Origin of the sequence: Pseudoalteromonas sp. T1lg22 (assembly GCF_002964645.1) — a bacterium.
GTDB lineage: Bacteria > Pseudomonadota > Gammaproteobacteria > Enterobacterales > Alteromonadaceae > Pseudoalteromonas.
The window spans coordinates 70144-96820 of record NZ_PQBY01000010.1 but is presented as its reverse complement, the minus strand read 5'-3'; the positions used below and the strand labels follow the sequence as shown (position 1 = coordinate 96820).

Annotated in this window: 29 protein-coding genes and 1 pseudogene; 12 read left to right on the top strand and 18 right to left on the bottom strand. The window is 46.7% G+C overall.

Annotated elements, in window-relative coordinates:
* The first annotated feature begins 194 nt into the window (after positions 1-194).
* On the top strand, positions 195-764 hold the full coding sequence (locus C2M24_RS06265) for a recombinase family protein (RefSeq protein WP_105213677.1): 570 nt from the start codon (positions 195-197) through the stop codon (positions 762-764).
* Positions 765-882: 118 nt separating this feature from the next.
* On the opposite strand, the gene C2M24_RS06260 is transcribed toward C2M24_RS06265, so the two are convergent.
* From C2M24_RS06260 to C2M24_RS06240, 5 genes and pseudogenes are all read right to left on the bottom strand, one after another.
* Positions 883-1329 carry a hypothetical protein gene (locus tag C2M24_RS06260; protein WP_105213676.1) on the bottom strand — a complete coding sequence of 149 codons (447 nt, stop codon included), beginning with the start codon at positions 1327-1329 and terminating at the stop codon, positions 883-885.
* On the bottom strand, positions 1330-1836 hold the full coding sequence (locus C2M24_RS06255) for a hypothetical protein (protein WP_105213675.1): 507 nt from the start codon (positions 1834-1836) through the stop codon (positions 1330-1332). It lies immediately after the preceding gene.
* Positions 1837-3083: 1247 nt separating this feature from the next.
* Positions 3084-4562, bottom strand: coding sequence for a recombinase family protein (locus tag C2M24_RS06250; RefSeq protein WP_105213674.1), 1479 nt, complete (start codon positions 4560-4562; stop codon positions 3084-3086).
* 64 nt (positions 4563-4626) lie between these two features.
* Positions 4627-5134, bottom strand: a pseudogene (locus tag C2M24_RS06245) (DNA-3-methyladenine glycosylase I); the annotation flags it as partial.
* Between the two features lie 28 nt (positions 5135-5162).
* A complete protein-coding gene (locus tag C2M24_RS06240; protein ID WP_105213673.1) occupies positions 5163-7856 on the bottom strand; it encodes an insulinase family protein in 2694 nt (897 codons plus the stop codon).
* A 165-nt stretch (positions 7857-8021) separates the two neighbouring features.
* Between C2M24_RS06240 and sixA the strand changes: the two genes are divergently transcribed.
* Complete coding sequence (gene sixA / locus C2M24_RS06235; protein WP_105213672.1) at positions 8022-8489, top strand: phosphohistidine phosphatase SixA; 468 nt, start codon at positions 8022-8024, stop codon at positions 8487-8489.
* A gap of 31 nt (positions 8490-8520) precedes the next feature.
* Here the strand turns inward: sixA and C2M24_RS06230 are convergent, their stop codons facing one another.
* Positions 8521-8850: a stress response translation initiation inhibitor YciH gene (locus C2M24_RS06230; protein ID WP_105200700.1), complete on the bottom strand. Its 330-nt coding sequence runs from the start codon at positions 8848-8850 to the stop codon at positions 8521-8523.
* A 221-nt stretch (positions 8851-9071) separates the two neighbouring features.
* On the opposite strand from C2M24_RS06230, the gene C2M24_RS06225 reads away from it, so the two are divergent.
* Positions 9072-9722 carry a GAF domain-containing protein gene (locus C2M24_RS06225; RefSeq protein WP_105213671.1) on the top strand — a complete coding sequence of 217 codons (651 nt, stop codon included), beginning with the start codon at positions 9072-9074 and terminating at the stop codon, positions 9720-9722.
* Positions 9723-9768: 46 nt separating this feature from the next.
* Positions 9769-10962 carry an amino acid aminotransferase gene (locus tag C2M24_RS06220; RefSeq protein WP_105200698.1) on the top strand — a complete coding sequence of 398 codons (1194 nt, stop codon included), beginning with the start codon at positions 9769-9771 and terminating at the stop codon, positions 10960-10962.
* A gap of 55 nt (positions 10963-11017) precedes the next feature.
* Here the strand turns inward: C2M24_RS06220 and C2M24_RS06215 are convergent, their stop codons facing one another.
* Complete coding sequence (locus C2M24_RS06215) at positions 11018-11335, bottom strand: YebG family protein (protein WP_105213670.1); 318 nt, start codon at positions 11333-11335, stop codon at positions 11018-11020.
* 213 nt (positions 11336-11548) lie between these two features.
* Between C2M24_RS06215 and C2M24_RS06210 the strand changes: the two genes are divergently transcribed.
* Positions 11549-11866: a ComEA family DNA-binding protein gene (locus C2M24_RS06210; protein WP_105200696.1), complete on the top strand. Its 318-nt coding sequence runs from the start codon at positions 11549-11551 to the stop codon at positions 11864-11866.
* 22 nt (positions 11867-11888) lie between these two features.
* Here C2M24_RS06210 and C2M24_RS06205 read toward each other — a convergent pair whose 3' ends face one another.
* The gene (locus C2M24_RS06205) at positions 11889-12191 is read right to left on the bottom strand and encodes a DUF6170 family protein (RefSeq protein ID WP_233999505.1); all 303 of its coding nucleotides are present in this window, start codon (positions 12189-12191) and stop codon (positions 11889-11891) included.
* On the bottom strand, positions 12188-12703 hold the full coding sequence (gene dsbB, locus C2M24_RS06200; protein WP_105200695.1) for a disulfide bond formation protein DsbB: 516 nt from the start codon (positions 12701-12703) through the stop codon (positions 12188-12190). The genes C2M24_RS06205 and dsbB overlap by 4 nt, the downstream gene beginning before the upstream one ends.
* A gap of 223 nt (positions 12704-12926) precedes the next feature.
* On the opposite strand from dsbB, the gene fadR reads away from it, so the two are divergent.
* From fadR to C2M24_RS06185, 3 genes are all read left to right on the top strand, one after another.
* Positions 12927-13640, top strand: coding sequence for a fatty acid metabolism transcriptional regulator FadR (fadR, locus tag C2M24_RS06195; RefSeq protein WP_105200694.1), 714 nt, complete (start codon positions 12927-12929; stop codon positions 13638-13640).
* Positions 13641-13912: 272 nt separating this feature from the next.
* A complete protein-coding gene (locus C2M24_RS06190; RefSeq protein WP_105200693.1) occupies positions 13913-14518 on the top strand; it encodes a peroxiredoxin in 606 nt (201 codons plus the stop codon).
* Between the two features lie 116 nt (positions 14519-14634).
* Positions 14635-14976: a 2OG-Fe(II) oxygenase gene (locus C2M24_RS06185; RefSeq protein ID WP_105213669.1), complete on the top strand. Its 342-nt coding sequence runs from the start codon at positions 14635-14637 to the stop codon at positions 14974-14976.
* A 49-nt stretch (positions 14977-15025) separates the two neighbouring features.
* Here the strand turns inward: C2M24_RS06185 and C2M24_RS06180 are convergent, their stop codons facing one another.
* The 5 genes from C2M24_RS06180 to C2M24_RS06160 form a co-directional block, all read right to left on the bottom strand.
* Positions 15026-16882 (bottom strand): DEAD/DEAH box helicase, encoded by a 1857-nt coding sequence (locus C2M24_RS06180; protein ID WP_105213668.1) that lies wholly within the window; start codon positions 16880-16882, stop codon positions 15026-15028.
* 333 nt (positions 16883-17215) lie between these two features.
* Complete coding sequence (locus tag C2M24_RS06175; RefSeq protein WP_105200690.1) at positions 17216-17482, bottom strand: GrxA family glutaredoxin; 267 nt, start codon at positions 17480-17482, stop codon at positions 17216-17218.
* Positions 17483-17582: 100 nt separating this feature from the next.
* On the bottom strand, positions 17583-17861 hold the full coding sequence (locus C2M24_RS06170) for a peptidylprolyl isomerase (RefSeq protein ID WP_105200689.1): 279 nt from the start codon (positions 17859-17861) through the stop codon (positions 17583-17585).
* 10 nt (positions 17862-17871) lie between these two features.
* Positions 17872-18918, bottom strand: coding sequence for a Kelch repeat-containing protein (locus tag C2M24_RS06165; RefSeq protein ID WP_233997959.1), 1047 nt, complete (start codon positions 18916-18918; stop codon positions 17872-17874).
* A complete protein-coding gene (locus C2M24_RS06160) occupies positions 18911-19402 on the bottom strand; it encodes a TlpA family protein disulfide reductase (RefSeq protein WP_105200688.1) in 492 nt (163 codons plus the stop codon). Before C2M24_RS06160 ends, C2M24_RS06165 begins: the two co-directional genes overlap by 8 nt.
* A gap of 219 nt (positions 19403-19621) precedes the next feature.
* On the opposite strand from C2M24_RS06160, the gene C2M24_RS06155 reads away from it, so the two are divergent.
* From C2M24_RS06155 to C2M24_RS06140, 4 genes are all read left to right on the top strand, one after another.
* Positions 19622-20068, top strand: a complete 447-nt coding sequence (locus tag C2M24_RS06155; protein ID WP_105200687.1) for an Hsp20 family protein — start codon at positions 19622-19624, stop codon at positions 20066-20068.
* 66 nt (positions 20069-20134) lie between these two features.
* Positions 20135-20476 (top strand): Fis family transcriptional regulator, encoded by a 342-nt coding sequence (locus tag C2M24_RS06150; RefSeq protein ID WP_105213667.1) that lies wholly within the window; start codon positions 20135-20137, stop codon positions 20474-20476.
* A gap of 14 nt (positions 20477-20490) precedes the next feature.
* Complete coding sequence (locus C2M24_RS06145; RefSeq protein ID WP_199775695.1) at positions 20491-20979, top strand: LabA-like NYN domain-containing protein; 489 nt, start codon at positions 20491-20493, stop codon at positions 20977-20979.
* Positions 20980-21309: 330 nt separating this feature from the next.
* On the top strand, positions 21310-22050 hold the full coding sequence (locus tag C2M24_RS06140) for a hypothetical protein (protein ID WP_158683702.1): 741 nt from the start codon (positions 21310-21312) through the stop codon (positions 22048-22050).
* Between the two features lie 210 nt (positions 22051-22260).
* On the opposite strand, the gene C2M24_RS06135 is transcribed toward C2M24_RS06140, so the two are convergent.
* The 4 genes from C2M24_RS06135 to C2M24_RS06120 all read right to left on the bottom strand — a co-directional run bounded on the left by C2M24_RS06135 (position 22261) and on the right by C2M24_RS06120 (position 26664).
* Positions 22261-22800, bottom strand: coding sequence for a hypothetical protein (locus C2M24_RS06135; RefSeq protein ID WP_105213665.1), 540 nt, complete (start codon positions 22798-22800; stop codon positions 22261-22263).
* Complete coding sequence (locus tag C2M24_RS06130; protein ID WP_105213664.1) at positions 22797-23996, bottom strand: peptidyl-prolyl cis-trans isomerase; 1200 nt, start codon at positions 23994-23996, stop codon at positions 22797-22799. Before C2M24_RS06130 ends, C2M24_RS06135 begins: the two co-directional genes overlap by 4 nt.
* Positions 23996-25009, bottom strand: coding sequence for a phospholipase (locus C2M24_RS06125; protein ID WP_105213663.1), 1014 nt, complete (start codon positions 25007-25009; stop codon positions 23996-23998). Before C2M24_RS06125 ends, C2M24_RS06130 begins: the two co-directional genes overlap by 1 nt.
* Positions 25010-25107: 98 nt before the next feature.
* A complete protein-coding gene (locus C2M24_RS06120) occupies positions 25108-26664 on the bottom strand; it encodes a cryptochrome/photolyase family protein (RefSeq protein WP_105213662.1) in 1557 nt (518 codons plus the stop codon).
* Positions 26665-26677: the final 13 nt, after the last annotated feature.

The window sequence follows — 26677 nt, the reverse complement described above, 5'->3', positions numbered from 1 at the left end:
ACCCCTTGAATATCCCGTAGCAATTTTAAAATCCCTGAGAGGGTTAATCACTCGGTCTTTTTGTTTGGTTCAATAACGCCCGTTAAATGAGCCTAGGTAAAGGTTCTTATCTTCTGGTTCAAAATATAGGGTTGCAATTTTTGAGCTAGCCACCTATTATGAACCTACTTTATTGAACCAAGAGAATTGCAGCCATGCCATCAAGAACCTTCATCTACGCCCGTGTATCTACAAGTGAACTTACAGTTGAAAACCAATTAGAGGCCATCCAAAGGGCTGGGTATAGCGTTCCCGCTAACAGAGTTATCACTGAGGTTGTTAGTGGTGGGGTTAACGCTATGGAGCGTGAAGCGTTTAAAGCTATGGTCACTCACACGCTGGAAGAGGGTGATACTGTTGTGGTTCAGCGCTTGGACAGGCTGGGCAGAGATAACATTGATGTTCAGCAGGTGGTGGAGTTATTTGTGAGTAAGGGAATCAAGCTGGTTTCACTGGACTTGCCTGTAAGGGATTTATCATCTAGTGAAGGTAAATTGATGCTACAGCTATTCTCGGCATTTGCAGAGTTCGAAAAGAATAGAATTAAAGAGCGCACTATAGATGGTTTGAAAAGAGCCAAGTCCGAAGGTAAGAAATTAGGTAGGCCTAGTAACGAGTCTTTAAGGGGTGAGGTGATTCAACTGAGAAAGTCTATGAGCATCGCAGGAGTCGCTAAGGAGCTAGATATATCTGTCAGTACAGTTAAGCGCCTACAGAAGTCCTGAGAGCTTCTCAGATAGCTTATTTCAGACACAAAAAAGCCCCTAACCATCAACCTTGGAAGGGGGCTTTTTAAAATGGCTAAAATGGTTTTGGAGTATCATTTCTAGCGTCTCTTGGTTGTTAGAATGGGAGTTTGCTTATTAGCTCAGCTCGTTTTATTTCCAGTTGCTCCAGTAGCTTGGTTTCGTTCTTACAATAATTCACAGTCTTACGGTAAAGCCTAGTCGCTTTGATAGCTTCCATATCTTCCATTAGTAGTGCTGCTGGAAAGTATGCTTCCATCTTATTTCCACCTTTAGAAGTAAAGTGAAAAGTGAGAGTTTCATCTTTGAAGTAAAGCTTCTTCTTAAGCAGTAAAGTGTCAGCGTCACTCGTGGTTGGGTTGACTGGCTTGTGATGGGTTGAGATGCGCTTTACAAGGTCTTTATGCTTATCCTCTGAAGACATCTCAGAAGCTCTCTTTGATAGAATTTCAGTAACCTTGTTAGATGAATCACCGTGATGGTGTGAAGTGTTGGCCTTGAGCTGGTTTCCAACCCTGTTAATTAAAGATTGTCTATCCAGCATTTACAAACCCTCTGCTAATTCTTGAATCTGATTGAGTAGCTCAACTTCCTTATCTTTCTCAGCTTGAACGGCTTTAGTGTGTAAGGCTAGGGCTTTTATGGCTTCTTCACGAGCTTGATTGTGGGAATCAATCTCCACCCTCAACTCTGCTTCAGCCTCATCTCGTAAGGTTTTAAGGTCTTCCTCTTGAAGTGACTCTGATTTAGTCATCCAGAACTCTACGGCATTGGTGCGGGTATCGACTTTGAACTGGTAAAAGCTATGCGGGCTACCGTATTCTTTCCAACCTTCCTTAAGTAATCTTTCAAGTGTTTGGATAACTTCATATTTGTTGTTGTAGAAGATGAAGTGTTTCACAGCACCGAGTACGCCATGTGATTCAATATTCTTCTGGTACAACACTTTTGAACGCTCAAACCGAGCTTGTACAGTTTCTTTGGTAAAGCGTCTTTTGGGGCTTTGGGCAATAGTTAGCAATTTTTTGAAATCTGATTCTGATAGTTTCATGATATAATCCTCTTGTTTGGATGTAAGGAGACGCAACAGCCCCTTAGCACAAGAGGGAGCTAAGAAGGCTGGAGGGTCTATGGATAAAGCAGTGGTCTATACGAGCCTGTCATTAGGTGCTCGACCACATACGGCAAGGGGAGAACGTCCCTTATGAAATTCTTTTGAAGTTGGCGATAGGTGGAATCACCGATGATTTATCTATGGTAGTATTGAACTGGATAGATTGTTTAAGGTATTACTCAATATCTAGCCAGTGTAATTTGTAAGAACCTTGAAGTATCTTGGCTAATCTCTTGAGTAAATCTGTAAGAGATTCTAATCACCATACCTCTATTCACTTGTGGTAAGAAGGTTTGTTTACTAGAGATATTTAATAAGGATTTTATAAAATTTCTTGTAAGTGCTTTATAAAATCAAACCTTCCTGACAACCTACCTTAAAATAGATGTGATTCCCATTTGTAAAAATGGTTATGAACCCTTCGAAGTGCACACTAAGAAATGCTTTACAAAAGGTGTTATAAGTTTTTCTTTTACTAAAGATGATTTACTAAAGGTTATCCCTAATAACCTGTAACAATCTCCTCAATAAACTGTTACAGTAACTCCAACCAACCTTTTAAGTAAACTTTATAATACTATTATATTACCACACTTTTCCTAAAAAGTCAAGGTTTATTTTCTCCTGTTTTGCTAAGTGGTTGTTCCATAAAGGAATTTAGTTTGAAAATAATTCTTACAGCTATGGACATCAGTATAGTTATGTGCTATGGAGTGGCATTCTAATATCCCCGTTAGCTGCTCATGTATACTAGGCTCACCCGTTGTACATCTCGATACCACACTATTAATTTGCCTTGTTCCTCATTGTTTTACATTCTCCTCAGTTTTCCAAGAAAACCTAGTAAACCTAGTACCTCTACGCTATTAGTTTGTCTGTTTGCTCGTAGTATTTGAAAGAATCCATTTAAAGATGTGGAAAACATAACGAGCTTAAACCCATCAACCACACCCACCAGCCATAAATAAGCTCAGAAGCCCCTGTAACGCTCTGTGAGGGGTTTTAACTTTTTATTGGTAGTTGTTATGGGTTTTGGTGTTAAAGCTTCTTAGAATCGCTTACAGGAAGTGTTGGTGGTGTCTGGGAGCTTCTGTAAGGGTTTTTTGTTGGTGGTTTATAGGTTGGTGTGGGTTGGGTTGCTAAAGCCCCTTACAATCGCTTTGAGGGGCTTCTGGGGGCTAGGACTATAACCAAAAGCAAGCTCTACTCCATGTATCTTCGATTCTAGTTTTATAAGCCGCCGCGCCATTTTTCTTAAATCCTTTTAGTACTTTATATGTTGATTCGATTCCATCAGTCCCGCAAAAGTTTGTGTATACGGTCACTATCCCTTTGGAGTCACATACAATTTTATATCCACACTTTATTAGGGAAGCTCTTAATAATTCTTCATCGGCAAGTAGTGGTTCTTCCTCATCGGTGATGAAGTCAACAGTGAATGAGCTGCCTCCTTCCAGTAATAGTCGCTTACCTTCCAGTGAATCCAAATCCTTTTGAAAGGATTCTAGTGAATCTAGTAGACCATCTGTTACAACACGTTCAAGAGCTTTTTCTATGTTTTTTAACTTACTTTTCACTAAGGCTATCTCGCCATCTAAAGCTTGTAACTCTGCTTCATCGTTATTGTCTTGCCTGTGTTGTCTTAACATCCATTCCCAATGAAAGCTGTTTTGCTCATGGACGTATTCAAAAACCTTATAAGCAATGCTTCTATTGTTGCCGCAAGCTTCTTTTTTTCTAGAGCGTGTATTGCATCTGCTGCTCGTATATCCCTTTTGATAGTCAGTAGGAAACGAGAGGTTGGAACCACACTCACATTTAGCTATACCAGAGAAGAATAGTGACCTCGGTTCAACCTTTGGTTTCTTTGAGCGTTTAGTTAGTTCACCTTGCACCCTATAGAATAAGGTCTTGGGGATAGCAACGGGGTAAACCTCTGCACCTTCCCACAAACCTATTACAAGTGGATTGGCTAAGGTTTTCTTTACTGTCTTTGCATTAATTTTTGGAAGTAGTCCTGATGAATCACCTCTTAGGCGTTCTGCTATCAATGTTTGACCTAGGCCGCTTAGGTAGTCTTTGAACATCCTTTCCAATAGTGGTTGGTATTCTTCTTTTAAGTCTCCTTTCTTATCTAACCAAAATGGATGCGAAAATATTGGTCTAATACCATGTTCTTTAGCCTTCTTCCTCTTGGAATCCCAACTAGCAATTATCCTTGTAGATAATCTTTCACTGTATTGGTGGGCTGCTTGTACCTTACCAACGAGAATGTAAATACCGCCACCGTTAAGAGATTCACGGTTATAGGTCATATTGTCCTCAAGAGTGACTATCTCTATCCCAGCTCGGATAATACCCGTTAGTACGTTTAGCATCTCGGATGCTTCAGAGCGTCCTAGTCTATCTATAGCTTCCACAATAAGAAGCGTACCTTCGGGAAACTCACCTTTCTGAACGGCTTCTAGGAATGCTCCTAGGTCACCTTCCATCTGTTTACTATGATAAGCACTTAGACCAAGGTCTTTGAATGATTTTGAGTGTAGGCTTATATGCGGGTTTTTCTTTAGATACTTTATCAGTAGTTCTTCTTGTCGCTCTTCAGATGTCCCAAGACGTTGTTTGCTAGAACTGAATCTGAGGTAGGAAACTGCGAGTGTCATTATGGTTTCTGCCAAGCATTATTTTGGCTAGTTTAGCACCACTTGCAAATGGTGGTCTAGAGTCTTGCATATGGGCGTACACGGTCGTTGACCCTAAGAACTTAAAACCGCGCTTTTTTAGATCCTTGGCAAAGGCATCGGATTGTTCGCTGGTGGCGACATAATCCTCACGCGACCGAATCGAGTTCACCCTGGGCTTGTTATCGACAAACTGCCATTGATAGGCGCTAAAGCTGCCAAATTCCTTTTGCACTTCGATAAAACCGCTGGGCGTTATTAATGGTGGCGTTGATCTTGAGTTTATTGCGGACGATCCCTGCATCGTCGAGCAGGCGGGCGACGTCCTGGTCGTTAAAGGCGGCCACCTTGTGTACATCAAAGTTGGCGAAGGCACGGCGGTAGTTGTCGCGCTTTTTTAAAATGGTGTACCAGCTCAGTCCGGCCTGGGCCGACTCCAGAGTTAAAAACTCAAACAATTGTTGGTCGTCATAAATGGGCACGCCCCATTCATTATCATGGTAGGCCACATAATCTTCTTTGCTGAGATCCACCCAGCTACATCTGGTACACATAACTTGTTCCTTGGGTTGGGGGGCAGGTTTAAGCCTGCGTTGAGCCTTGGGGATCACTCAACCATTCCATCCGTGCTCGTTGTGGCGCAAACAGCGCGTTAAGATACTGCAGTACCTGCTCAAACTCTATATTTTCTAAAGTGTTCAACAGGTTGGCCTGCAAAGTAAAATCAACCCCCGGGTTACTGATCGCCAGCCAAAAGCGCTGTGAGCGCAGGCGCAGGTTTTTATCTTTCTCGGCAATTTGGCGATACAGACTTTGTTTACTGTGCTCCCAGGTTTGCTCATCCATTTGCGCCACCTGCTGGCAGTACTGGCTAATAAACTGATTATGGTGCGCCAAGAGCTCCTTTCCCGAGACATTGGGCGACTGCACATAAAATGCCAGGCCTGCGCGGGAATTAAAAGGTGCATAACCGGCGCCAACCAAATAGCCAAGCTGCTGCTCGGTGCGCAGGGCATTAAAGTAAGGCTGATTAAGGAGGTGATTGACCACCATCATCAGCACCTTCTCTTCAATATCGTGCGTGGCGGCCTGATAATAGATCACCATGGCATGGTCGTTACTGGGCAAACTAAGCTGTTGCTGGATTACAGAGGTGATCTCCGCAAGGGGGCGGTTAATGGCCTCGATATTGGCTCTTTGTTCCAGATGTGTCTGGATCAAGCGTAAAAAGTCGTAAGCATCGGCGGGTCGCCAATTGCCATGTAAAAAGGCTTCAATATGCACGGCGGCAAAAAACTCCTGACGGAATTGCTTAAACTGCAAATAACTGGTGCTTTTCAGTGCCTGTGCTAAGGCCTCCGGGGTTGGATTCCAAGGCATGATCTCGGCGCCGATGCGGCTGAAAATCTCGCTTACAGGTTTGTTTTGATTACTCGATTGCCAGTGGCGTACCAATTGCTTCTTGTATTCGGCATAGCGCTTGGCACAAATATCTGCATTAAAGAGGGCATCCAAGAGCCCCTGCGCCAACTCAAGCTGGCTCGAAGACAGGCCCGCAGTATGTAATGTTAAACCGCCCTGGTGCGACGATAAATGGTAGTTCAGGCCCGCCAGTTCGGCGGGGTAAAACTGCTCAGCCACGCAGTCGATAAAGAGATCCGCAAATAAGCGGGTCAGGGCCATATGTTGCACATCTTTGACCGCCAAATGGGAATCTATGGCGAGGTAAAAATGACCCTTGGCAACGCGATAGGTGGCGTCTTGTTTAAACCAGAAATTAAAGCCCGGATGTGAAGCCAGTTTTTCCGGGGTGGCACCGGGGGATTCCAGCTCATGAAGCACGCAAGGGCGCTGCAAATAAGGATTTACCTCGGGCAGCGACATGGTGCCCAGCGGCGTGTCTATGGCGGCCAGGGCGTCGAGCCACTGAGGCTCCAACGCCTTGGTGTAATAAGGGGTGTTGTACCATTGTGTGGTTTGATCGCTGCTTACGCCCGGGTGGATCAACACCAAGCGCATATTCTTCGGGCTCAACCAGTCGAGCACCTTAGCAAACTGCTGGGGCTCATAACCGGCCATCAAATAGTCGCCGTTAAGATAATGCTCGCTGGGGTAATGGTGCATATTCACGCTCAAACCGCTGACCCAATCCAGTAACCGAGCCTTTTCCTGATTATCGAAGGCGATTTGCAACAGCGTTTGCTTATCCCGATACAGGGCATGTAATTGTTCGGCGTTTTGGCGGATAAGGGCGATATAGGCAAACACCATCTCGACTATATCCTGATAATACTCGATGCCGTCATCGGTCAGCGCCAAGCTGATATTAAAGTCTTTAAAGTTGCTGCCGTTAATACCACCACCGGCAGACAGGGCATTGATCCAGCCCTGATTTTTTAGCAGAGAATGCAAGGATCCTTCGCCTTCATAGCCGAGTAAATGGGCAAGAAAGCTGACCGTTTTGTGCTTATAAAACTTATCTATGCTTGGCATAGCGAAGCTGATGATCAGCTTTTGCAAATGCTTATGGGGCTCAATATGCAGCTCCAGCCCCAGATCTTGCGGGCGATACAGAGGCTCTGCAATATCCGGCTTAGCGGTTGCATTGCTGTTGATATCCGCGAAAAGGTGCTCGGCCCAGGCCTTTAATTGCGCCAGAGTGTATGGACCACACAGCACCAAGGTCATCCACTGGGCCTGGTAGTGCTCGGCAAAGAAGGTTTCCAGCTCTTGCTTTATCGGGCCGTGAGCATCGCTCAGGGTATCGAGACTGCCCACCGAAAACTTGGCAAAGGGATGCTTTGGATTCACCGTTTCCTTGTGCGCCTGATAGATACGACGGCCATCGTCCTTAATCTTGAGTTTAAATTCGGCATCGATGGCGTTGCGCTCTTTGTCTATTTCCCCGTCATTGAACAGCGGCGCGATAAACAGCTGGCTAAAACGCTCCAGAGCCGGTTGAAAAAATTGCTTGGTGATGTCGAAGTAATAGCAGCTGTGCTCGGTGCCGGTCCAGGCATTGCTGCTGCCTCCATGGCGGCTGATAAAGTCGTGAAATTCACCGGCTTCGGGGTATTTGTCGGTGCCGAGAAAAAGCAGGTGCTCAACAAAATGGGCGAGGCCCTGACGGTGCCAGGGGTCATCAAAATGCCCGGCGTTAACGGTAAGCGCGGCGGCCGCTTTTTGACTATCACTGTCGGCGACTAACAAAACCCTAAGACCATTGGGCAGTGTTAGCGCTTGGTAGAGTCTGTTATCATTGCGGCTGATATTCAATTATTGCTCCTGAAACTAGAAAAGTTACAAGATGTTCAGGGCCAGCGGTTACGGCGAAGTGCCTACCTGAATATCGGGTGGTAAAGCTAAACTATAGCGAATATCGCGCCTTAATGGCTAGCTTTTGCGGCAAAACTTTTTCTCTAATTAGTTGATTTAACAGAAATGAAAACAGTTTTAATCATGCGTCATGGGGATGCGCAGGCAGTGCAGGGACAAGATAATTTGCGTGAGTTAACCGATAAGGGGTTGGCGCAGGCGGATCATGTTGGTCAATGGCTGGCGCAACGCTTTAATCCACAAGGGTTAATTGTCAGTCCCTATGTACGGGCACAGCAAACCGCGATGCAGGTGAAGGGGCATTGTCGTAACTTTATTTACAGTGAAGACAGCGAAGAGGTGACTCCTAGTGCCGATGCCAAACGCGCCGTTGATTACCTCAGCGCCTTGATAGCTGTGCATGATGAAATTGATTGCTGGCTGGTGGTCGCCCATATGCCCATAGTCAGCTATATGGTGGCCGAGTTGTGTCCGGATAAGATGCCTATCTTCCCAACCTGTGGTGTAGCTCAGATAGATTATGACCCACAGACGCTACGTGGCCATTGGCGGGCCTTGTATAGCCCGCAATAGCATAGTCCGTAATAACTGCGAATCTCCGGCTTTAGCCGCCAGCAATTTTTACCTTAAAGCCCTGTGCCTCAAGCAAGCCCTTTAGCTTGTCGCGGTCATCTCCCTGGATTTCGATAACGCCATCTTTAACGGCGCCGCCTTGGCCCATTTTTGACTTTAACAGCTTGGCCAGCTTCTTCAGATCATGCTCCTGCGGATCAATTCCCACAACCAGCATCACCCCTTTGCCTTTACGACCTTTGGTTTGTCGCTCTATGCGCAGCGCCCCGTCTTTAAACAACTTAACGTCGGCTTGCTCTTTCTCAACGGGTGCCTTAATACGGCCCGTTTCAGTTGAATACACTAGGTTATTGTCGCTCATCAGTACCTCCGACCTAAACAGGCTGTTAGCTTATCATAACTGGGCTCTGCGTCTTGCCAAAATAGTGCTGATAACTGCACTTCAAGCGGGTAGATAATCAGAGGCTTATGAGATCTAGGTAAGCAGTCGCAGCGGCCCCGATCCCATTTCATTTTGCTATTGCCTGTGCTTTTGCCTCTGTGCTAGCATCCTTTCAAAGTTTTGGATGTTTGGATGGCTAAATGATTTTATATAACGAGTGGGCACAAATTGAGGCGGATGAGTCGCAGACCCTGCAGTATCAAGCTTTATTACAAGAATATTTGGCGAATACAAGTGCCCAGGTGCAATGGCAATACCTTATTCCAGAGCTGGGTGAGGGTGGCGCATGCAGCTTGTTTGGTCATTTACAGGAAGAGCCCTTTAGCCTGCGGGAACATCTTGATATTGATGCCGAGGCACAGCTTGCCAAGTTGCAGGGGATAGTCGATTTTGTCGTACAACAAAGCGGCGTCGATTGGTTCGGTATTTATCAGTCCCGTGATATCCATGGTCAGTCGCAGTTGCTAAAGCTGGCGTATCACGGCGCCCCCAGTCGTCCCTTGTTTCCCATTACCCCTGAGTTTGCCGCCACCAGTAATAATGTGCAGGTTGTAAGCTCTGGAAAGGCCAGAATTATCAACAATGTGGAAGACTATGTTGCCAGCGGTGGCGAATACTATACATGTGATCCTAAAGTGAAGGCGGAAAGCTGCTTGCCGCTTTATTCGCAGAAGGGTAAAGTAGTGGGCATCATAGATGCAGAAGCATTCAGCACAGATTTTTTTACCCCCGAACGCATAGCCTTGTTGGTCGCCGCAAGCAAAGAAATTGTCGCGCATCTGCCAGCCTAATGTGGCCGGGTACTGCTAACCCTGAGATAAATAAAAAGAGAGTCCCATGTTCTCACAATTAAAACCATTACCGACGGATCCCATTCTTGGGTTGATGGCTGCGTTTAAGGCTGACACCAATGCCAATAAAATCGACTTAGGTGTCGGTGTTTATAAAGACGAGCAGGGTAATACCCCTGTGCTAAAAGCGGTAAAAAAAGCGGAAGAGTTTCGCTTAGCCAATGAGACCAGCAAGTCTTATATCGGATTGGCCGGTAACCTGGATTATTGTCAGAAAATGGAAGAATTGTTGCTAGGCGATGCACACCCTGCTTTGCTGGCAAACCGTGTACGCACGGCACAAACTCCAGGCGGTACAGGTTCACTTCGCGTAGCCGCTGAGTTTATTAAGCGTTGTAATGAAGATGCCACTGTTTGGGTGACAACTCCGACCTGGGCTAACCATATCAGCCTGTTTGAAGCTGCCGGTCTGACGGTAAAAGAATACCCTTACTACGACTATGAAAATAAGGGTTTATTGTTCGACGAAATGGTTAATGCCTTAAGTCAGATCCCAGCAGGTGATGTGGTATTGCTTCACGCTTGTTGTCATAACCCAAGCGGTATGGATTTGAACGCCGAGCAATGGCAAACCGTAACCGACATCGCTAAAGCACAAGGCTTTACCGTGCTTATCGATATCGCTTATCAGGGTTTTGGTACTAGCCTGGACGAAGATGCTGCTGGCCTACGCCTGCTTGCTTCACAGGTTGAAGAGTTGATCATCTGTTCTTCATGTTCGAAGAACTTTGGTCTTTACCGTGACCGTATCGGCGCCTGTTCTATCATCTCTAAAGATGCCAGCGCTGCCGATGTATCTAACTCGGTACTATTGAGTGTAGTGCGCAGCATTTACTCTATGCCTCCGGCGCATGGTGCGGACATTGTTAGCACTATTCTATCTAGTTCTGAGCTTACTACTATGTGGCACGATGAACTGGATGAAATGCGTTCACGCATCAATGAATTCCGTTCATTGCTAAAAGAGAAGCTAAACGACAAATGCCACGGCATGGACTTCTCATTTATTGAGCGCCAGCACGGTATGTTCTCTTTCTTAGGTATTAATAAAGAGCAGATCGAGCGTCTACAAAAAGAGTATTCGATTTACATCGTTGGTTCGAGCCGCGTTAACGTAGCCGGTATCAGCCACGCCAATATCGATTACTTCGCCGACGCCGTAGCCGAAGTAACGAAATAACTTTCGCTTAGAGCGAAGCAAAAAAGCCAGCATTTGCTGGCTTTTCTTTTTTTACTTAGGCTTCTTTGGCTTTCAGTTCGGTGACATTTTCCTGGCTGTCTTTATTTTGCGCTTTTGGCTTTTTTTCTGCTTTATTTTCGCTTGGTTTCGCGCCTTTTAACACCTGCATAAATTCATCTTTTTGTTTAGCGATTTGCAGTGCCAGGCCTTCTACCTGTTGTTCACTTAAGGGCACATCGGCATTTGCCAACAGACCTTCAAGGCTTTCGGCAATATCGAGCATTTTGTCATAAGCATCGGCTTCTTTCTTACTGGTAAAGGTCATGCGCTCGACTCCATTTCTTTCAACTACGTACTTAACGACAACAGCCATGGGATCTCCTAACTATACTGTTTTTTTATACAGTTAGATTAGGGTGGCAAGCAGCTAAGGTCAAGGTGTTTTTACGCTTTTTACTTAACTTGTGAGCGAGTGAGAGGCTTAGTGCTCGCGTTCATAAGCCTTTAGGTTGACAAGCCCTGTCTCGTCTTCTTTATTTAATAACGGTAGTACCAATGGAAGATTCATCACTTTAAGGAGAGAAGTATGAAACTACTTAACACCTCTGCAAGCGCCATTATCGGCGTTCTTGCCACTACACTCTTACTTGCCACCACAGCCCCGGTTATTGCAGCGCCAGCCGAGCCCAGTAAAAGCGAAGCCTCAAGCCATGCTAAGGTCAGCTTAAACCAGGCCACGGCCGAGCAATTGCAGACCTTGCCCGGTATTGGCCCGGCGAAAGCCAAGGCAATTATCGATTATCGCGATAAAAACGGTGGCTTTAAGAGTATTGAGCAATTGGATGATGTGCCAGGGATAGGCGAGCGGCTAATGGCTGAGCTCAAGGAAAAGGTGTCGTTGTAATTGGCATAATATAAAGGCAGCGTTAGCTGCCTTTATTATGTTCTGCAATCGCCTGCTCCAGGTGACGGCAGGCAAAGTAGTGGCGCACCGGCAGCACCAAAATGGGGTAGGCAAGACCGGCGATCAATAACCAGGGCAGCATGCTCCACCCCTCAAAGCGCACCAACAATAAAAACAGCGGCGTGATCAGCAGCAGTTTAATAATATTGAGCAGGATACGTTCCTGGGCACTTAACATTTCCAACGCCTCAGCCACCAGTTGCAAACGCTGACGGTGGCTAAAGGATTGCAGGCCGGGGATCTGGCTGGCTAAAAAATAAATCATGGCTTGTTTGGCTTAAAGAACAAGCTCGCACAGGTCACGATAACCGCTGCCGCAGCAAGGGCTGCAAAAATAACCTGCATCCAACCCGGCATAGACAGACCTAAAAACTGCCAGTCTATGTTGCCACAGTCACCGGTTGCAGCGAAAAATCCAGGGATCCATTCATGCAAGGGCACAGGGAAATTAGGCTCAAATTCACAAACGAAGGCAAAAGGGTCTGTGGTGGTTTGCATCATTATGTGCTCGCGGGCCAAAAGCAGACCCCAAATGCTGGCAACCAGCCAAGTTGCTAAGCCGCTCAGGCGCAGCCACAGATTAGCAGGGTTGATGGCGCCAATAAGGCCGGCCAATAACACGCCTAACACGGCGGTACGTTGGTAGATACACATGATGCATGGAGCTAAATCCATGGCGTATTGAAAATAAAGGGCCGTTGCCTCGAATAAAAAGGCAATCAGTGCCAACAACAACCAAGGAGCGCGTGTGCGCGAGATGCTACTTAACCAGCTCATGAGATTCTCTTATTAATTTTATTTTGGAGATTATGCCCCTGCACCTAGGTCTATGCAAGTTTAGGTCAATGGCACTCGAAAGCTGATACTTTATTATTGTCTTGTGTAATTGCCGGCTATACGAGGCGTGCTTTACAGTGAAGTTTTCTTGTTAGTTGCTGATCATCTGGTACAATCAGTGGAATAACTAAAATGAAATAAACCGTGTTGAAGTGGACCTTAGATGAGAATTTTTAAAGCGAAAAGCCCAGCTGGATTTGCTGAGGAATATATAGTTGAGTCCATCTGGAATGGGGAGTTTCCACCAGGCTCTATTCTTCCTGCCGAGCGCGAGCTATCGGAACTCATCGGCGTGACTCGCACGACACTGCGTGAAGTATTACAACGTCTTGCTCGAGACGGTTGGTTAACCATTCAGCATGGTAAGCCAACGCGAGTAAATAACTTTTGGGAAACATCGGGCCTGAACATTCTTGAGACGCTGGCGCGCCTTGATGAAGATAAAATGCCGGAGCTGACCGATCAGTTACTTTCTGCCCGCACTAACATCAGCGCCATCTATATGCGTGCAGCGATTAAAATAGACCCAGAGCGCGTTAAGGAAATTGTTGCCGAGCGCGATGGCGTTGAAGACACGGCTCAGGCTTTTGCTGATTATGATTATTTGGTACACCACCATCTGGCCAGTGCCGGCAACAACAAAATTTATGTGTTGATCCTCAATGGCTTTAGAGGTTTTTACTCCAAGATAGGTTGCCACTATTTCTCTGATCCTCGTACTCGTGAGTTAGCACGTCAGTTCTACTCGGACTTGGCTGAGCTGGCTGAGAAGCAAGATCACGACGGTGCTATTTCCTTGATGCGTCGCTATGGTCATCAAAGTGGTCAAATCTGGCAGGAAATTCGTGGCGATATGCCCGAAAATATTATGGATTAATAATTGGCCCGCTATTGCGGGCCTTTTTGTCTCTGCTCACTTAAAAATTTAACAATCACTTTTTTCGATAGCTGCTATCGTTAAATGCGATTGTTCTTTTGCGCCCTAGCTCAGTAACATAGCGCTCAGAATATAAATGCATGTATTTTTATAGTCGGGGTTGTTTTTCAACAGCCCGCCACTATATCTATGTGCAGGAAGAAATACAGACGGGGCGAAGTCATCGTCTCAGTCGCAAAGTACGATAAACTCAAACTATTTTGGAGAATAAAATGGGTGTATTAGTAGGCCGCAAGGCACCAGACTTTACAGCTGCAGCAGTGCTAGGTAATGGCGAAATCGTAGATGGCTACAACCTACACGAGACAATCAAAGGCAAGAAAGCAGTTATCTTTTTCTACCCACTTGATTTCACTTTCGTTTGTCCTTCAGAGCTAATCGCTTTCGACAAGCGTTATGAAGAATTCCAAAAGCGTGGCGTTGAAGTAATTGGTGTGTCTATCGATTCACAATTCTCACACAATGCATGGCGTAACACTGCTGTTGCAGACGGCGGTATCGGTCAAGTTAAATACGCTCTAGTTGCTGACGTTAAGCACGAAATCTGTCAAGCATACGACGTTGAGCACCCAGAAGCGGGCGTTGCTTTCCGTGGTTCTTTCCTAATCGACGAAGAAGGCACTGTACGTCACCAGGTAGTTAACGACCTACCTCTAGGCCGTAACATCGACGAGATGCTACGCATGGTTGACGCACTAGCATTCCACAGCGAGCACGGCGAAGTATGTCCTGCTGGTTGGACTGAAGGTAAAAAAGGTATGGACGCAAGCCCTGAAGGTGTTGCTAAGTTCCTATCTGAAAACGAAGGCGACCTATAAGGTTTCACCCTAGTTTGAAAAACCGCGCTTAGGCGCGGTTTTTTTGTGCCTGGATATTTGCCAAACTCGCTGATAAACAGCAAGATATAGTCCGTTTATGTGAACAAGGTAAGCTTATGGGTTGGTTGCGATGGCAAATGGGCCGCCAATTATCTGGGTACGATAAAATGTTTTTGGCCGGTGCCTATTGGCCGATTAAGTTTGATTGTTACCTGTTGCGCTTTAAGCAAGGTAGCTTTATCAAGCGCCATACAGACAAGGTAGAGTCCGGCCGCCACTATCGCCTTAATATCGTTATTAAAGCCGCGGGGAAAGGCGGTGAGTTCGTCTGCGAGCAGCCCATCTATGCCAGTAAGCGCATTAAACTGTTTCGCCCCGATATGCATGCTCATGAAGTCACAGAGGTAGAGGAAGGCACTCGATATGTCTTCAGTGTTGGCTGGATACGTAATAACTAGACAATAAAAAACCGCCCTTAGGCGGTTTTTTTAACTATTGCGAGTGCAATTACTGAAAGCTTACAGCGCGGCGCTCTTTACGCGGAGCTTTGCTTTTCGCATTAGGGTCACGGAAGCTGCGCTTCTTGCCTTCACTGCGTTCATTACGATCATTGCGGTCACGTGGTGGACGTGAATCACGTTGCTCACGTGGCTCACGTGGCGCATTCGCTTCAGAAGGGCTCAATGTTAGCTTCATTGGGCGCTTACAGATGTATACCTTCTGGAAGTGTGCCACTTTCTCAGCCGGCATGCCTTGAGGTAGCTCAACGGTACTGTGAGCATCAAACAAGCGAATGTCGCCAATGTACTTGCTAGAGATGTCAGCTTCATTAGCAATAGCGCCAACGATGTTTTTAACCTGTACACCGTGCTCACGGCCTACTTCGATACGGTAGGTATCCATAGGTGTGTTTGAGTCACGACGCTCACGGCGTGGCTTATCGCCATCACGACGGTTATCGTCGCGACGACGCTCACCTCGATCACCGCGTTCGTTACGGCGCTCATTTCGGTCGTTGCGCTCACCGCGCTCTGGACGTTCCTTCGCTTTGATCTCTTCCACTTTCAATGGCGTCTGCTGTTGCGCTAGGCATAGCAGGGCTGCGGCAAGGTCACCTTGGCTAAGTTGCAGCTTGTTACCGATTGAACTGGCAACCTGGGCAAAGAACTCGCTGTCTTTGTGCTCAAGGGCTGCCGCAATCTTGGTTTCAAGGGCGTCGATACGCTTTTGCTCAACCATTTTAGCACTTGGTAGCTGTACTTCTGCGATGTCGCTCTTGGTGTGGCGTATAATGTTTTTAAGCAGATAACGCTCGTTACCCTTAACAAACAAGATGGCCTTACCTTGGCGACCAGCACGACCGGTACGACCGATACGGTGTACATAGGCTTCACTGTCTTGTGGGATATCGTAGTTCACAACCAGACTGATGCGTTCAACATCAAGGCCACGGGCCGCTACGTCGGTAGCAATAACGATATCAAGTAAGCCGCTCTTCAGACGGTCTACTGTGCGCTCACGGGCTTGCTGGTTCATGTCGCCGTTAAGCGGTGCCGCCGAGAAACCTTCACGCTCTAGTAGTTCTGCCAGCTGTACCGTGTCATTACGGGTACGTACGAATACGATAGCGGCGTCAAACGTTTCCGCTTCCAAGAAACGCACGATAGCGTTGTTCTTGTGTACGCGGGCTTGCCAGTAAACCTGTTCTATGGTCGATACCGTGCTGTTACGTGGCGTGATGCGCACTTGCTCGGCGTCTTGCAGGTAGGTTTTACAGATAGACTGAATTTGTTTTGGCATAGTCGCAGAGAACAAACAGGTTTGCTTGTCTTCTGGCGTTTGCGCCATGATGCTTTCTACATCGTCGATAAAGCCCATGCGCAGCATTTCATCTGCTTCGTCCAGCACAAGTGCGCTAAGACGAGATAGGTCGATAGACTTACGGCTGATGTGATCCAATAGACGACCAGGGGTCGCGACTATGATTTGTGCGCCGCGACGCAATGCACTTAGCTGGATACCGTAGCTCTGGCCACCGTAAAGTGCTAGGACTTCTACGCCCCTAGTAAATTTTGCATATTGCTCGAACGCTTCCGCTACCTGGATAGCAAGCTCACGAGTGGGGGTAAGTACAAGGATCTGCGGATGCTTAGCATCGGCATCAATGTTGTTCAATAAAGGCAAAGCAAAGGCAGCAGTTTTACCTGTACCTGTTTGCGCCATTCCCAAGACATCCTTTTTGTCGAGTAAAAGGGGAATACATTGAGTTTGGATCTCGGAAGGAGTCTCATAACCCAACTGTTCCACTGCTTTTAAGATAGCAGGAGAAAGGTTCAACGACTCAAAGGTGACTGGTTCTGACATTAAAACGCCTCAGGAATTCAAAGAGCGCGCATTGTACAGGAATGAAGCAGTAATTGCTTGTATAAATTGAAACTATTTCCTATGTGATTGGTTTTGTATGAAATTTAATCAGGTGTATTTTAGGAAACCTGTGTAAACGGCATAAATAAAGGGTTTTCTGTTAGCGAATAAAGAGTTTTTTAGTCCTTGCCCAAAGTAGAAATGGCAGGATAAAAATGCTGAAAATGAGGTGTTTATTGATTTGTTTCGGGCTACGCTTGTTTTTTTAATTTTTAGTTTGTTTTATGAACAAATGAAAACGCCGCTTGGGTGAGCGGCGCTTTAGGGCAGCTGTTATTCTTGATACAGACCCAAGTTTGCCTTGGCGTAGGCTTCAAATTCTGTAAAGCCACCGATATGCTCTTGGCCGATAAAAATTTGCGGCACGGTTTCACAAGGTTTTCCGGCTGATTTCTCCAGATCTGCCTTGCTGATCCCTTCTTTAATGATATCCACATAGCGGAATTTAAAATCATCACGTTGCTCGGCTAGTTGACTGGCGACATCTTTTGCACGCACGCAAAAAGGACAACCATCTCGACCAAAAATAACAGTTAACATAATCTCTCCAGTGCTTCTTTTAAGGTACGAGGTGCAGTGTAACGAGCTTAAGGGCTCAGGTAAAATGCCAAAAAACGATTTATCCGTTCGCTAAAAGCGATTAAGTGCGATAAACGGTTTTAATCAGGTGATAACCAAACTTGGTTTTTACCGGGCCGTGCACCTCAAAAAGCGGCTTTTTAAAGACCACATCGTCAAAAGCCTTGACCATGGTGCCGCGTTCAAATTCGCCGAGATCGCCACCGCGTTTTTTCGACGGGCAGGTTGAGTATTGCTTCGCAAGCTTATTAAAGTCGCCGCCTTTATCCAGTTTGGCTTTAATTGCTAAACACTCTTCTTTGCTCTTCACTAGAATGTGATAGGCACAGGCTTTGGCCATGGTTTTACTCCTAAAATTTAAATCGATACGGTGTGATCTGGTCTAACACCTTTTGTTTCTCGCCAATGCCGCCGATGCGGTACGCGGTGCCTTCATGGGCAAGCAGGCCTCGGTGATCCATGGTTGCCTTTTGGGCGTGCTCCATGCGTTGCCAGCGATTGCTGGGAATATCAAAGCGCCATACCTGGCTCGAGGGCGAGCTGGGTTTGCCATTATACCCTATGCCATTATAGTTGTAGGGATTGGGTGAGCCGCCAATAAATACCAGGTTGCCATTAATGGTGCCCGCCGCCATGCGGTAGTGTGCTTTGCCGGTTGGATGAGTCAGGCTGTGCCATGAGATCTCGCGTGGGTCTTGTGGGTCGATAACCCCTTTAAGGCACTGGGCCTTGGCGGCAAAACCACGGTGCTTATCGGCAAAGGCCACGGTTTTAACCCCGTCACAAATGATCATCAGGTTATCTTTAATGGCCCCAGCATGGCCAAATACCGCATCGCCAAGGAAGGGTGAGGCCTGAGACCAGCTGTCTTTGGCGATATCGTAAACCTGCACTAGATTGACATTGCCGTCGTTGTGCCAGCCGCTGATCAGATAGATGTATTGGTCGTTGTAATTAAGGGCGACGCTGTCGTCTACCGGCACCGGCATGTTGGCCAAGCGCTGATACTGGTCTTTTTCCACGTCATAGCGGTAGGCATCCGGTACAGATAGCTCGGTATTATCGGCAGCCACTGTATAACCACCAAACACATAGGCGTATTTACCTACACCCACGGCGGTGGCTGCAAGGCGTCCGGTAAGCTGGGTTGAGGCCGGAACGGGCGCTTTAGTGTGCCAGGCATTGCTGCCAAGTTTTAATGCCCACACCTTGTTATGGATATCCAGGTGCGTTTTACCCGCCCCAAGACCCATAAAGCTGAGGAAATAACTGCCTTGATCTGTGTCCACCTTGGCCACAGCATTATTACTGACAGGTTCCGGGAGTGCCGGTAACTCTGCGGCGAACAGGGGGCCACACAGGGCCAGGCCCATGGCGGCGCAAAGCATTTTAATCATCTGATCTACCTCTTAATTTAATACCCAACTCAGTGGAGTAACCCATTGCCCGTGCACTGATCAATAAAGACTCATCAATCACGTAATAGGTTGGAAAGGCGGATATTTTATATTGCTGTGCGGTGTATTCGCTACCTAAAAGTATAGGCATTGTCAGCTGTAAATCATCGACAAATTCTTGTACCTGCGTCTTGGATTGATAGTCCAGGGCAATGGCGATGGCGTGAACATCGCCCTTGTCCATGGCTTTTTGTAAATTCGGCATAGACAACTTGCACACAGAGCACCAGGGGGCGAAAAAATATACCAGGGTTTTTTGCCCTTGCAGTTCCTTAATACTAAAGCGGGTATCGCTGTGTAATTGCGGCAGGGAAAAATAAGGCGCCGGGCTGTGGTCGGCAGACAAGAGGTTACGCTCCTGATAGGCGCTCACCGCGAAAAATACCACCGCCATCAGCACAAGTTGGAAAAAAAACTTCTTCATAAAAATTCTTTAGTTTCAAATTGATACATATTGTAGACCGGCTTTTTTAAGAAAAATGTGAAATTATTATCTTGAAAATATATATGGCGTCCATACATCTGATTATGAGGACGCCATAAAGGGTCCCAACCAAAACAAAGTTATTGATATTTATATATAAAGGTTGTTTGTTCAGCAGAAAAACAACCGCCAAATATTGCTTAAATTAAGGATATTATTATGCGTACAGTAGACCTTTCTCCACTATATCGTTCATTTATCGGTTTTGATCACCTGGCATCACTTATGGATGCAGCGGCACGCACCGATAAACAACCAAGTTACCCGCCGTATAACATAGAGGCACTGGGTAAAGATCAGTACAGAATTACCATGGCCGTAGCCGGTTTCAGCGAAAGCGAGCTGACCATTGAGTCGGAGAATAACACGCTCAAGGTTACCGGAACAAAGGCCGCTAAAGAATCGACAGAAGAGCGCAAGTTTATCCACCAAGGGATTGCTGAGCGCAACTTCGAGCGTAAGTTCCAGCTGGGCGACCATGTCAAAGTGTTGGCCGCAAGTTTGGAAAATGGCCTGCTGGTGATTGACCTGCAGCGCGAAATTCCAGAAGCGTTGAAACCGCGCAAAATTGAAATTGGCACAGGTAAGTTGCTAGAGAGTAAATAATTACTTGCCATTCTCTCTTTGATACGCCGCCCTTTTGGGCGGCGTTTTTATTATTTAGAGCCCGATGTGACTAAAACGGAGAAAAAGCGCGATAAACAATTGCGTGACCTACTCACCGAAATTTGTGACGATCATTGTAAAGCCATTGCCGGCTTTTGCTGGTTAACTCATAAAATAGACTGGAAAAGCCCGCAAAAGAGCTTCACACTCACCTTTGTTTTTACCACGGACGATGAGTTAGAGGCATATTTAGCAAGCGATACCCGAGCGTTAGTTGAAGACGAGCTAGTTAAGGCTCTTAAAGTGATAGGGCTGAGCCCGATTAATAAGACCAAACAGTTAGTCTACGACAGCGAACAACAATGCCAGATTCACCATAGGGGGAATTGGGCAAAACGGTTAAAATAACAAGGACTCAAAGTATGAGCACCGAACTGCCCAGCGCCGCAATTTTTGTCGATGTGCAAAATATTTATTATACCTGTCGCGAAACCTTTGCACGCAACTTCGATTACAACGCTTTTTGGCGTGAAGTCAGCGGTCAATATCGCATTGAAAAGGCCATCGCCTACGCCATCGACAGGGGCGATAACAAGCAGCGGGAATTCCAAAATATCCTTCGTGCCATCGGCTTTGAGGTCAAGCTTAAGCCTTTTATTCAACGCGCCGATGGCTCGGCGAAAGGGGATTGGGATGTGGGCATTACCCTGGACGCCATTGAATATGGTAGCCAAACCGACACCACCATTTTACTCTCCGGCGATGGCGATTTTGACCTGCTGGCGAAAAAGTTACGGGACGAAAAAAACAAGCGTGTGGAAGTGTATAGCTGCGAAAAGCTCACCGCCGCATCGTTAATTAATGCCGCCAGTTATTTTCGCGCCATAGATGAGAGCTTGTTGCTTGGATAGTGACTGCTATGAGCGAAGAGCTGACGTTCATCCTTCCACCGAAATTACTGTTTATACATCCATAATCCTTGAGTTTCTCCCATAGTCAGGAAAACGACCCAATGGGTCGTTTTTGTCGTGTCCACGTTTAGTGCAATGTAACGTAACTTCAATGCTGGCAAGTACTTTCTAAATTTGCTATCAATGGTCATAGGACAAAAACGAGACAGATTGCGGCAGGAAAACGACCCAATCGCTCGATATTAAATTGTTAGGCTTCGTAATTCAGCAATTTCATTTATTGCTTATGGTACGATGTGCCAAAATTTGTTGTAAATTCGAATAGAAAATATGTTCAATAAACTTTTAACTTCACTTTTAGCAAGCTTTTTATTATCAGGATGTGTGTACTCTGTCCATACTTCTAAACTTGATACTCCGGTTAAGAAACCAGCTTTCGAAGATCAGTTAACAACTGATTTCCACTCTGAGATGTCCATTGATAATAGTGAAAAAATGGTTTCCATTGGTGATGACCTGTTTAATGTGGCTCGTTACTACGAGACAGTTAGTGTTTATGAAGTTATTCCATTTTCTAGTCCAACAAATACTCGCTTCCCACAGAAGCAGCAGTGGATAGCAACTCACAATTACAACGACGGAGTATCTGGTGATCTGCTCGTGTATACGACCCCTGCATATCACCGTAGTCAAATTGGTATCATTTTGGATGAAAGTTATTCTCTTTCTACGTCAAAACCATTGGTGCAGCTAAGTGGTGCGAAAGAAGGGCGTCGTTGGAAGTTAATAGGACAAGGTACGTTTTTCTCACGAAGAGAACAATCTACCCGAAAGACTGAAGAGCCAACGTGGGGCTTAAGATTTGGCGGCTTTCAATCTGGTATGTATGTTTTTGAAATTGTGAATCGCTCTGAGTCAACGGTTACTGAAATTCTACAAACAGTAAAAGTCACGGAACAAGACTTTATGGCAGGCTTTGTTGTTCGGAACGTGTTTGTGAAAGGTACTCAAAGCTATAAATCTGGTGTAATTGGGTTTAAGGCAAAGGACCTGAAGGCAACCAAAGCCTAACAATAAATTTAAGCAGATTCGCAACGCTTGGCACTTTTGGTTTGAGTCAGCTTTAGTGTTTACGGCACAATACTTTAGGTAGGTGGCGGCGTTGCTCACTACTTAATTTGGCGTTCACCGTCCGCTTCTGGCACATTACTGTCCTTCAGCGCCGATTTTATGAATCTAATCGACGCTGTGATTCATGTGTCATCTCATTTATACAACTTCTTACTGCGCAATCGCCTGCGCTTTTAGCTGTTCCTTTAGCTCTGCACTCATTTTCTCTATTGCGGCGATTTTGCCTCTGGCGAATTGGCGTTGCTCTTCGCTGATGCCTTCGCGCTCGCCGCGCGCGAGCAGCTCTTTAAGCTGCTCTACTTTGACCTTGGCTGCAACAATATAGGCCTGTTTTACATCGGCTTGTTGCTGGTGCTGGAATTGCAAATAGGCCTGATGGTCGTCTAAATCACCCTGATATTGATATCCGCTGGTCTTTGCCTCACGTTGGGCTATGGGGGGCAGATAATCCGGTTGGCGAATAGGCGTTGGCTCAGCGGTTTCAGGGCTGTCTAGTTCAACCGCTTGCTCCTTTAATTCGCTTGCGTGCGCTAGTGCTTCTTCTATCTTGGGCGCTTTACTGACAGGATCAGAATGGTTTAAAACGGGTTGTCGTTTTGCAGACATGCTGCTGGGTTCAGCTGTGCGCAGGTAATTGCACACCAGAAGTGCAGCAGCTAGCAAAACCAAGGTGACTATCAGTTTTTTCATTGCTTGGCCTCCACCTGTGCCAGCCAGGTTGCTAATCCTTGTTGGTACTGGCTTTTCGCCAGTTCGCGGGCAATATGATTCTTTGCCTGGTAACGCACCGTTTGCGAGTCGACGGGGTAGGTCGCATGGCGTTTGCTTGCCGTGTATACCACAAGCCATTGACCTTTTGGCGTGCGCACCACACGAGACAAGGTGTTTTCCGGGTTGGTAAATGCCAGTTGATACGTAAAGCCTTTGTGTTTGTCTTGTCGCGTTAGCACGCCTTGTTGGGCAGCAAAGATGTCTTGCTGTTGCGTAAACGCTTCTTTAACGCCGAGCTTGCTCGCCTGAGTATAGAAGGTTTCCGCCTGCGTTTTGTCATCAAAGATTGCGCCATAAGCTGTAACGGAATCAATGTACTTAAACCGGTTTTTATGTTGCTGATAATATTGGTTAATTTGCGCATCTGTGATGCCTGCTTTTAAGGTGTCCAACATCGGACTATGACCATGCATCATGTCTTGCACACCCAGTTGGCTAAGTATTGTCGGCCTTAATATGTCCCCAAGCGCAAGTCGCTCCAATCGCGGTAGTGACAGTTGCTGTTGTTTTAACGCGGCAGTAATTTTGCTGATGGCCTCGCGATACTGATACCAACGGTTTAGCTCTGCGCTGTAGGCAGCTAGATCGCCTTGATGCAGGCGAAATTTAATTTGCATCGACATGGCCGTATAAAAATCTGCCAGTGTGAGGGCATCAAAGCCGCTTGATTTAGGTAACACCTCTATTTGCGTAAGGTCTGCTAGTTGTTTCTCTGTCAGCTGTGCATTACTTGGGTATTGGCCAAGTGTGCGTTGTAACCACTTTGCATCTTGGCGCGCTGGTGGCGTATATGTGTTAAGTGATGCCGCATTAAACCAAGCTTGTGCAGTCCAGGCATCAAACAAATAGCGGCGGATATGGTAATGGTTATCAAACCCCACATCGGCTTGGCGCTTAAGGAGTGCGGGGTAGTGTCGGTGAGCTTGTTCTAACAGGTAGGCATTTTCTAACAGGCGCGCCCGAGTATGCAGTGCCAGCTCGCTGTTATGCTGTTTATAAATTTCCTGCATAAAGCGAACTTCTTGCTTACTAGGTATATGTTCACTTGGAAGTTTAGCCTGGGCAATAAAAGATAGGCCGAATAGGCCTATCAAGATTGAGAAAAAGCAGCGCATTAGCGCTGCTCCATCGCATGGTTAAGTAAGTGAACGACCATGGCAATGGCATGAGGGATCACCATACGGCCAATTTGTACACGATCATAATGATCTTCAGAGTTGAGCACTATTCCGCCTTGGGCGTAGCTGAACGCACCGCCTTGGGTTAGCAATGGACGGATATCCTGACTTTGCGGGTCGGGGGCAGAAAATGAGGCCATGGCGTTGGAAACCAAGGTAAAGTCATTGAGCTGCTCTTGATCATAGTAGTCATTGACCCAGCTTTCCCAACTTGAGTGATTGAGCGCCGAGGTGGTCCAGGTGTGATGCGGCTGCAGTAGATCTGTGGTGTGAAATACAAACCCTAAGACCTGAGGGTTACCGCTTTGCAGGTAGCTTTGGTACCAGTACTGACCCAGGTTATCTATGGGTTGGAATGGCATTTCCTCAAAGTCATCGTACATACTGTAGCTGGAGTAGCTATCGATGCGATAGTGAGCTTCGGTGATGCCATAGGTGTTGTACTGGCTACTGTCGCCAAACCAGCCGCTGGCGCCACCCTGACCGTCATCCAGGTAGTCGCCCTGCAACCAGGAGGCCGCCATATTATCTATGTCACCCCATACGGTGAGCTTTTCATAGTTATAGCCACCGAAGTCATTGCCGTGCACATCCGCCCCCTGGGTGTGGTTTTGGAAGTGCCAGTAGCTGGTGTATTTCACTATGCTTTCGGCGGCTCCCCAGACAGGAGCCTGAACACACGAGCCTGACATGGCACCACAGAAAAAGGTGTCTTCGAAATCATCCACATCGTACGCCGCCTGGCCTAGCAGTTCTGCCAGGGCAGCCACCGACATATTGTGCTGTTGTGCGTATTGTTGCAATTTTGCATAGGCGGTGCTGCTTTGGTTTTGCTGCATATAGGCAATGGCATCAAGCACAATGCGCTTATGGGTTTGCTGGCTATATGCCTGGGCATCGGTCGTAATAGCGGCAACTAATAGGGCGCCGAAAATAAGAGGCTGTTTCATTTTGTTTCCATTTTAGTGTTAAATCAGCCTGTATTTAAATTGTCGCGCCTTACAATGAGGTTACTGAATTGTTAATTTTTAATTCCTGTTTTGTGTCTTTATAAATAATCGGCATTGTCTATGCACCACTGCGCTCTATTAAGCACGGCCTGACGGGCCTCATCGCTTTGCTTATCCCAGTTTCGATAAATCATGCCAATGCGGTGGTTATTGCCAAAGCGCGCTCTGTGCCGGTGTAAGAAGTGCCAGTAGAGGCTATTTAGGGGGCAGGCGAGGTCGCTGGTTTTTTCCTTGACCTTATAGTGACAGCCTTGGCAGTAGTCACTCATTTTATTGACGTAATTGCCGCCGGCGCAGTAGGGCTTGGTAGCAATAATGCCGCCATCGGCGAACTGGCTCATGCCCCGGGTATTGGGCATTTCCACCCATTCAATGGCATCGACATAAATACCCAGGTACCAGGCATCCACCTGGTCCGGGTCAACGCCCAGCAGCAAGCAAAAGTTGCCGGTGATCATCAGGCGTTGGATATGATGGGCATATCCATAGTCCAGGCTTTGGCCAATGGCGTGTTGCAGGCAGTTCATTTTTGTTTTGCCGCTCCAGAAAAATTCCGGCAGCGCTTGGTGCGCCTCGAGGGCATTACTGTGTGCGTACTTGGGCATATTGAGCCAATAGACGCCTCTGACATATTCACGCCAGCCTAAAATTTGCCTGGCGAAGCCTTCAACTTGCGCAAGGGTGATCCTTCCTTCAGATTCATGATATGCCTCTATTGCCGCGTTGATGACTTGCAGTGGGTGGAGGATTTTTGCGTTGAGCGCAAACGACAGGCGGCTATGGTACAAGGACCATTTAGCGTAGCTGTGGCAGGTCATGGCGTCCTGAAAGGTGCCAAACAGAGGCAGCAGATGATTACAAAAATACTCAAGCAACTGCAGTGCTTGTTTGCGTGTCACCGGCCACAGCAGCCTGGGCCCGCCTTTGCCTATGGTTTTTATTTTATGGCGAGCAATGCGCTCGGTAATTGCCTTAACGTCGTTATCAAAGCACAAGGGAGGGGGAAGCTGTTTAATGTCCTCGGCCTTGAGCTTGTTACGGTTCTCTTTGTCGAAGTTCCATTGGCCGCCAAGGGGTTTACCCTGGTCCATCAAGATATCGAAGCGCCTGCGCATCTTGCGATAGAATTGCTCCATGGTGTGATGGGTATCCGCCTGGAAATAGTCGCCTAACTCTTCAAATCCGAGCATAAAATGCTCACTGTCATAGCGCCTTATCTCAACGCTACTTAATGTCAGCTGCTCCAGTTGCCGGCGTAGCCGATATTCATCCGGTAGCTGATAGCTAAAACAGTCGGCTTGATGCTCGGTGACACAGTGGGCAATTAACTCATTGAGCTGTGCAAACTCTTGGGTGTCGTCCAGAGTAAGGTGTAAAACCTGATGCCCCGCCTGGCTAAGGGCAGACGCAAACCGTTCCATCGCAGCAAAAAAGCACATGCTCTTTTGAATATGATGCTTGGTGTAGTGCATTTCTTGATGCAGCTCAGCAATGATGTAAAGCACATCATCTCGCTTGGTTTTAAACCAAGAATGATTGGCATTGAGTTGGTCGCCTAAAATCAGGCGAACTTCTTTGTATTGTTGCTTGCTCATGCTCGCTCTCTTA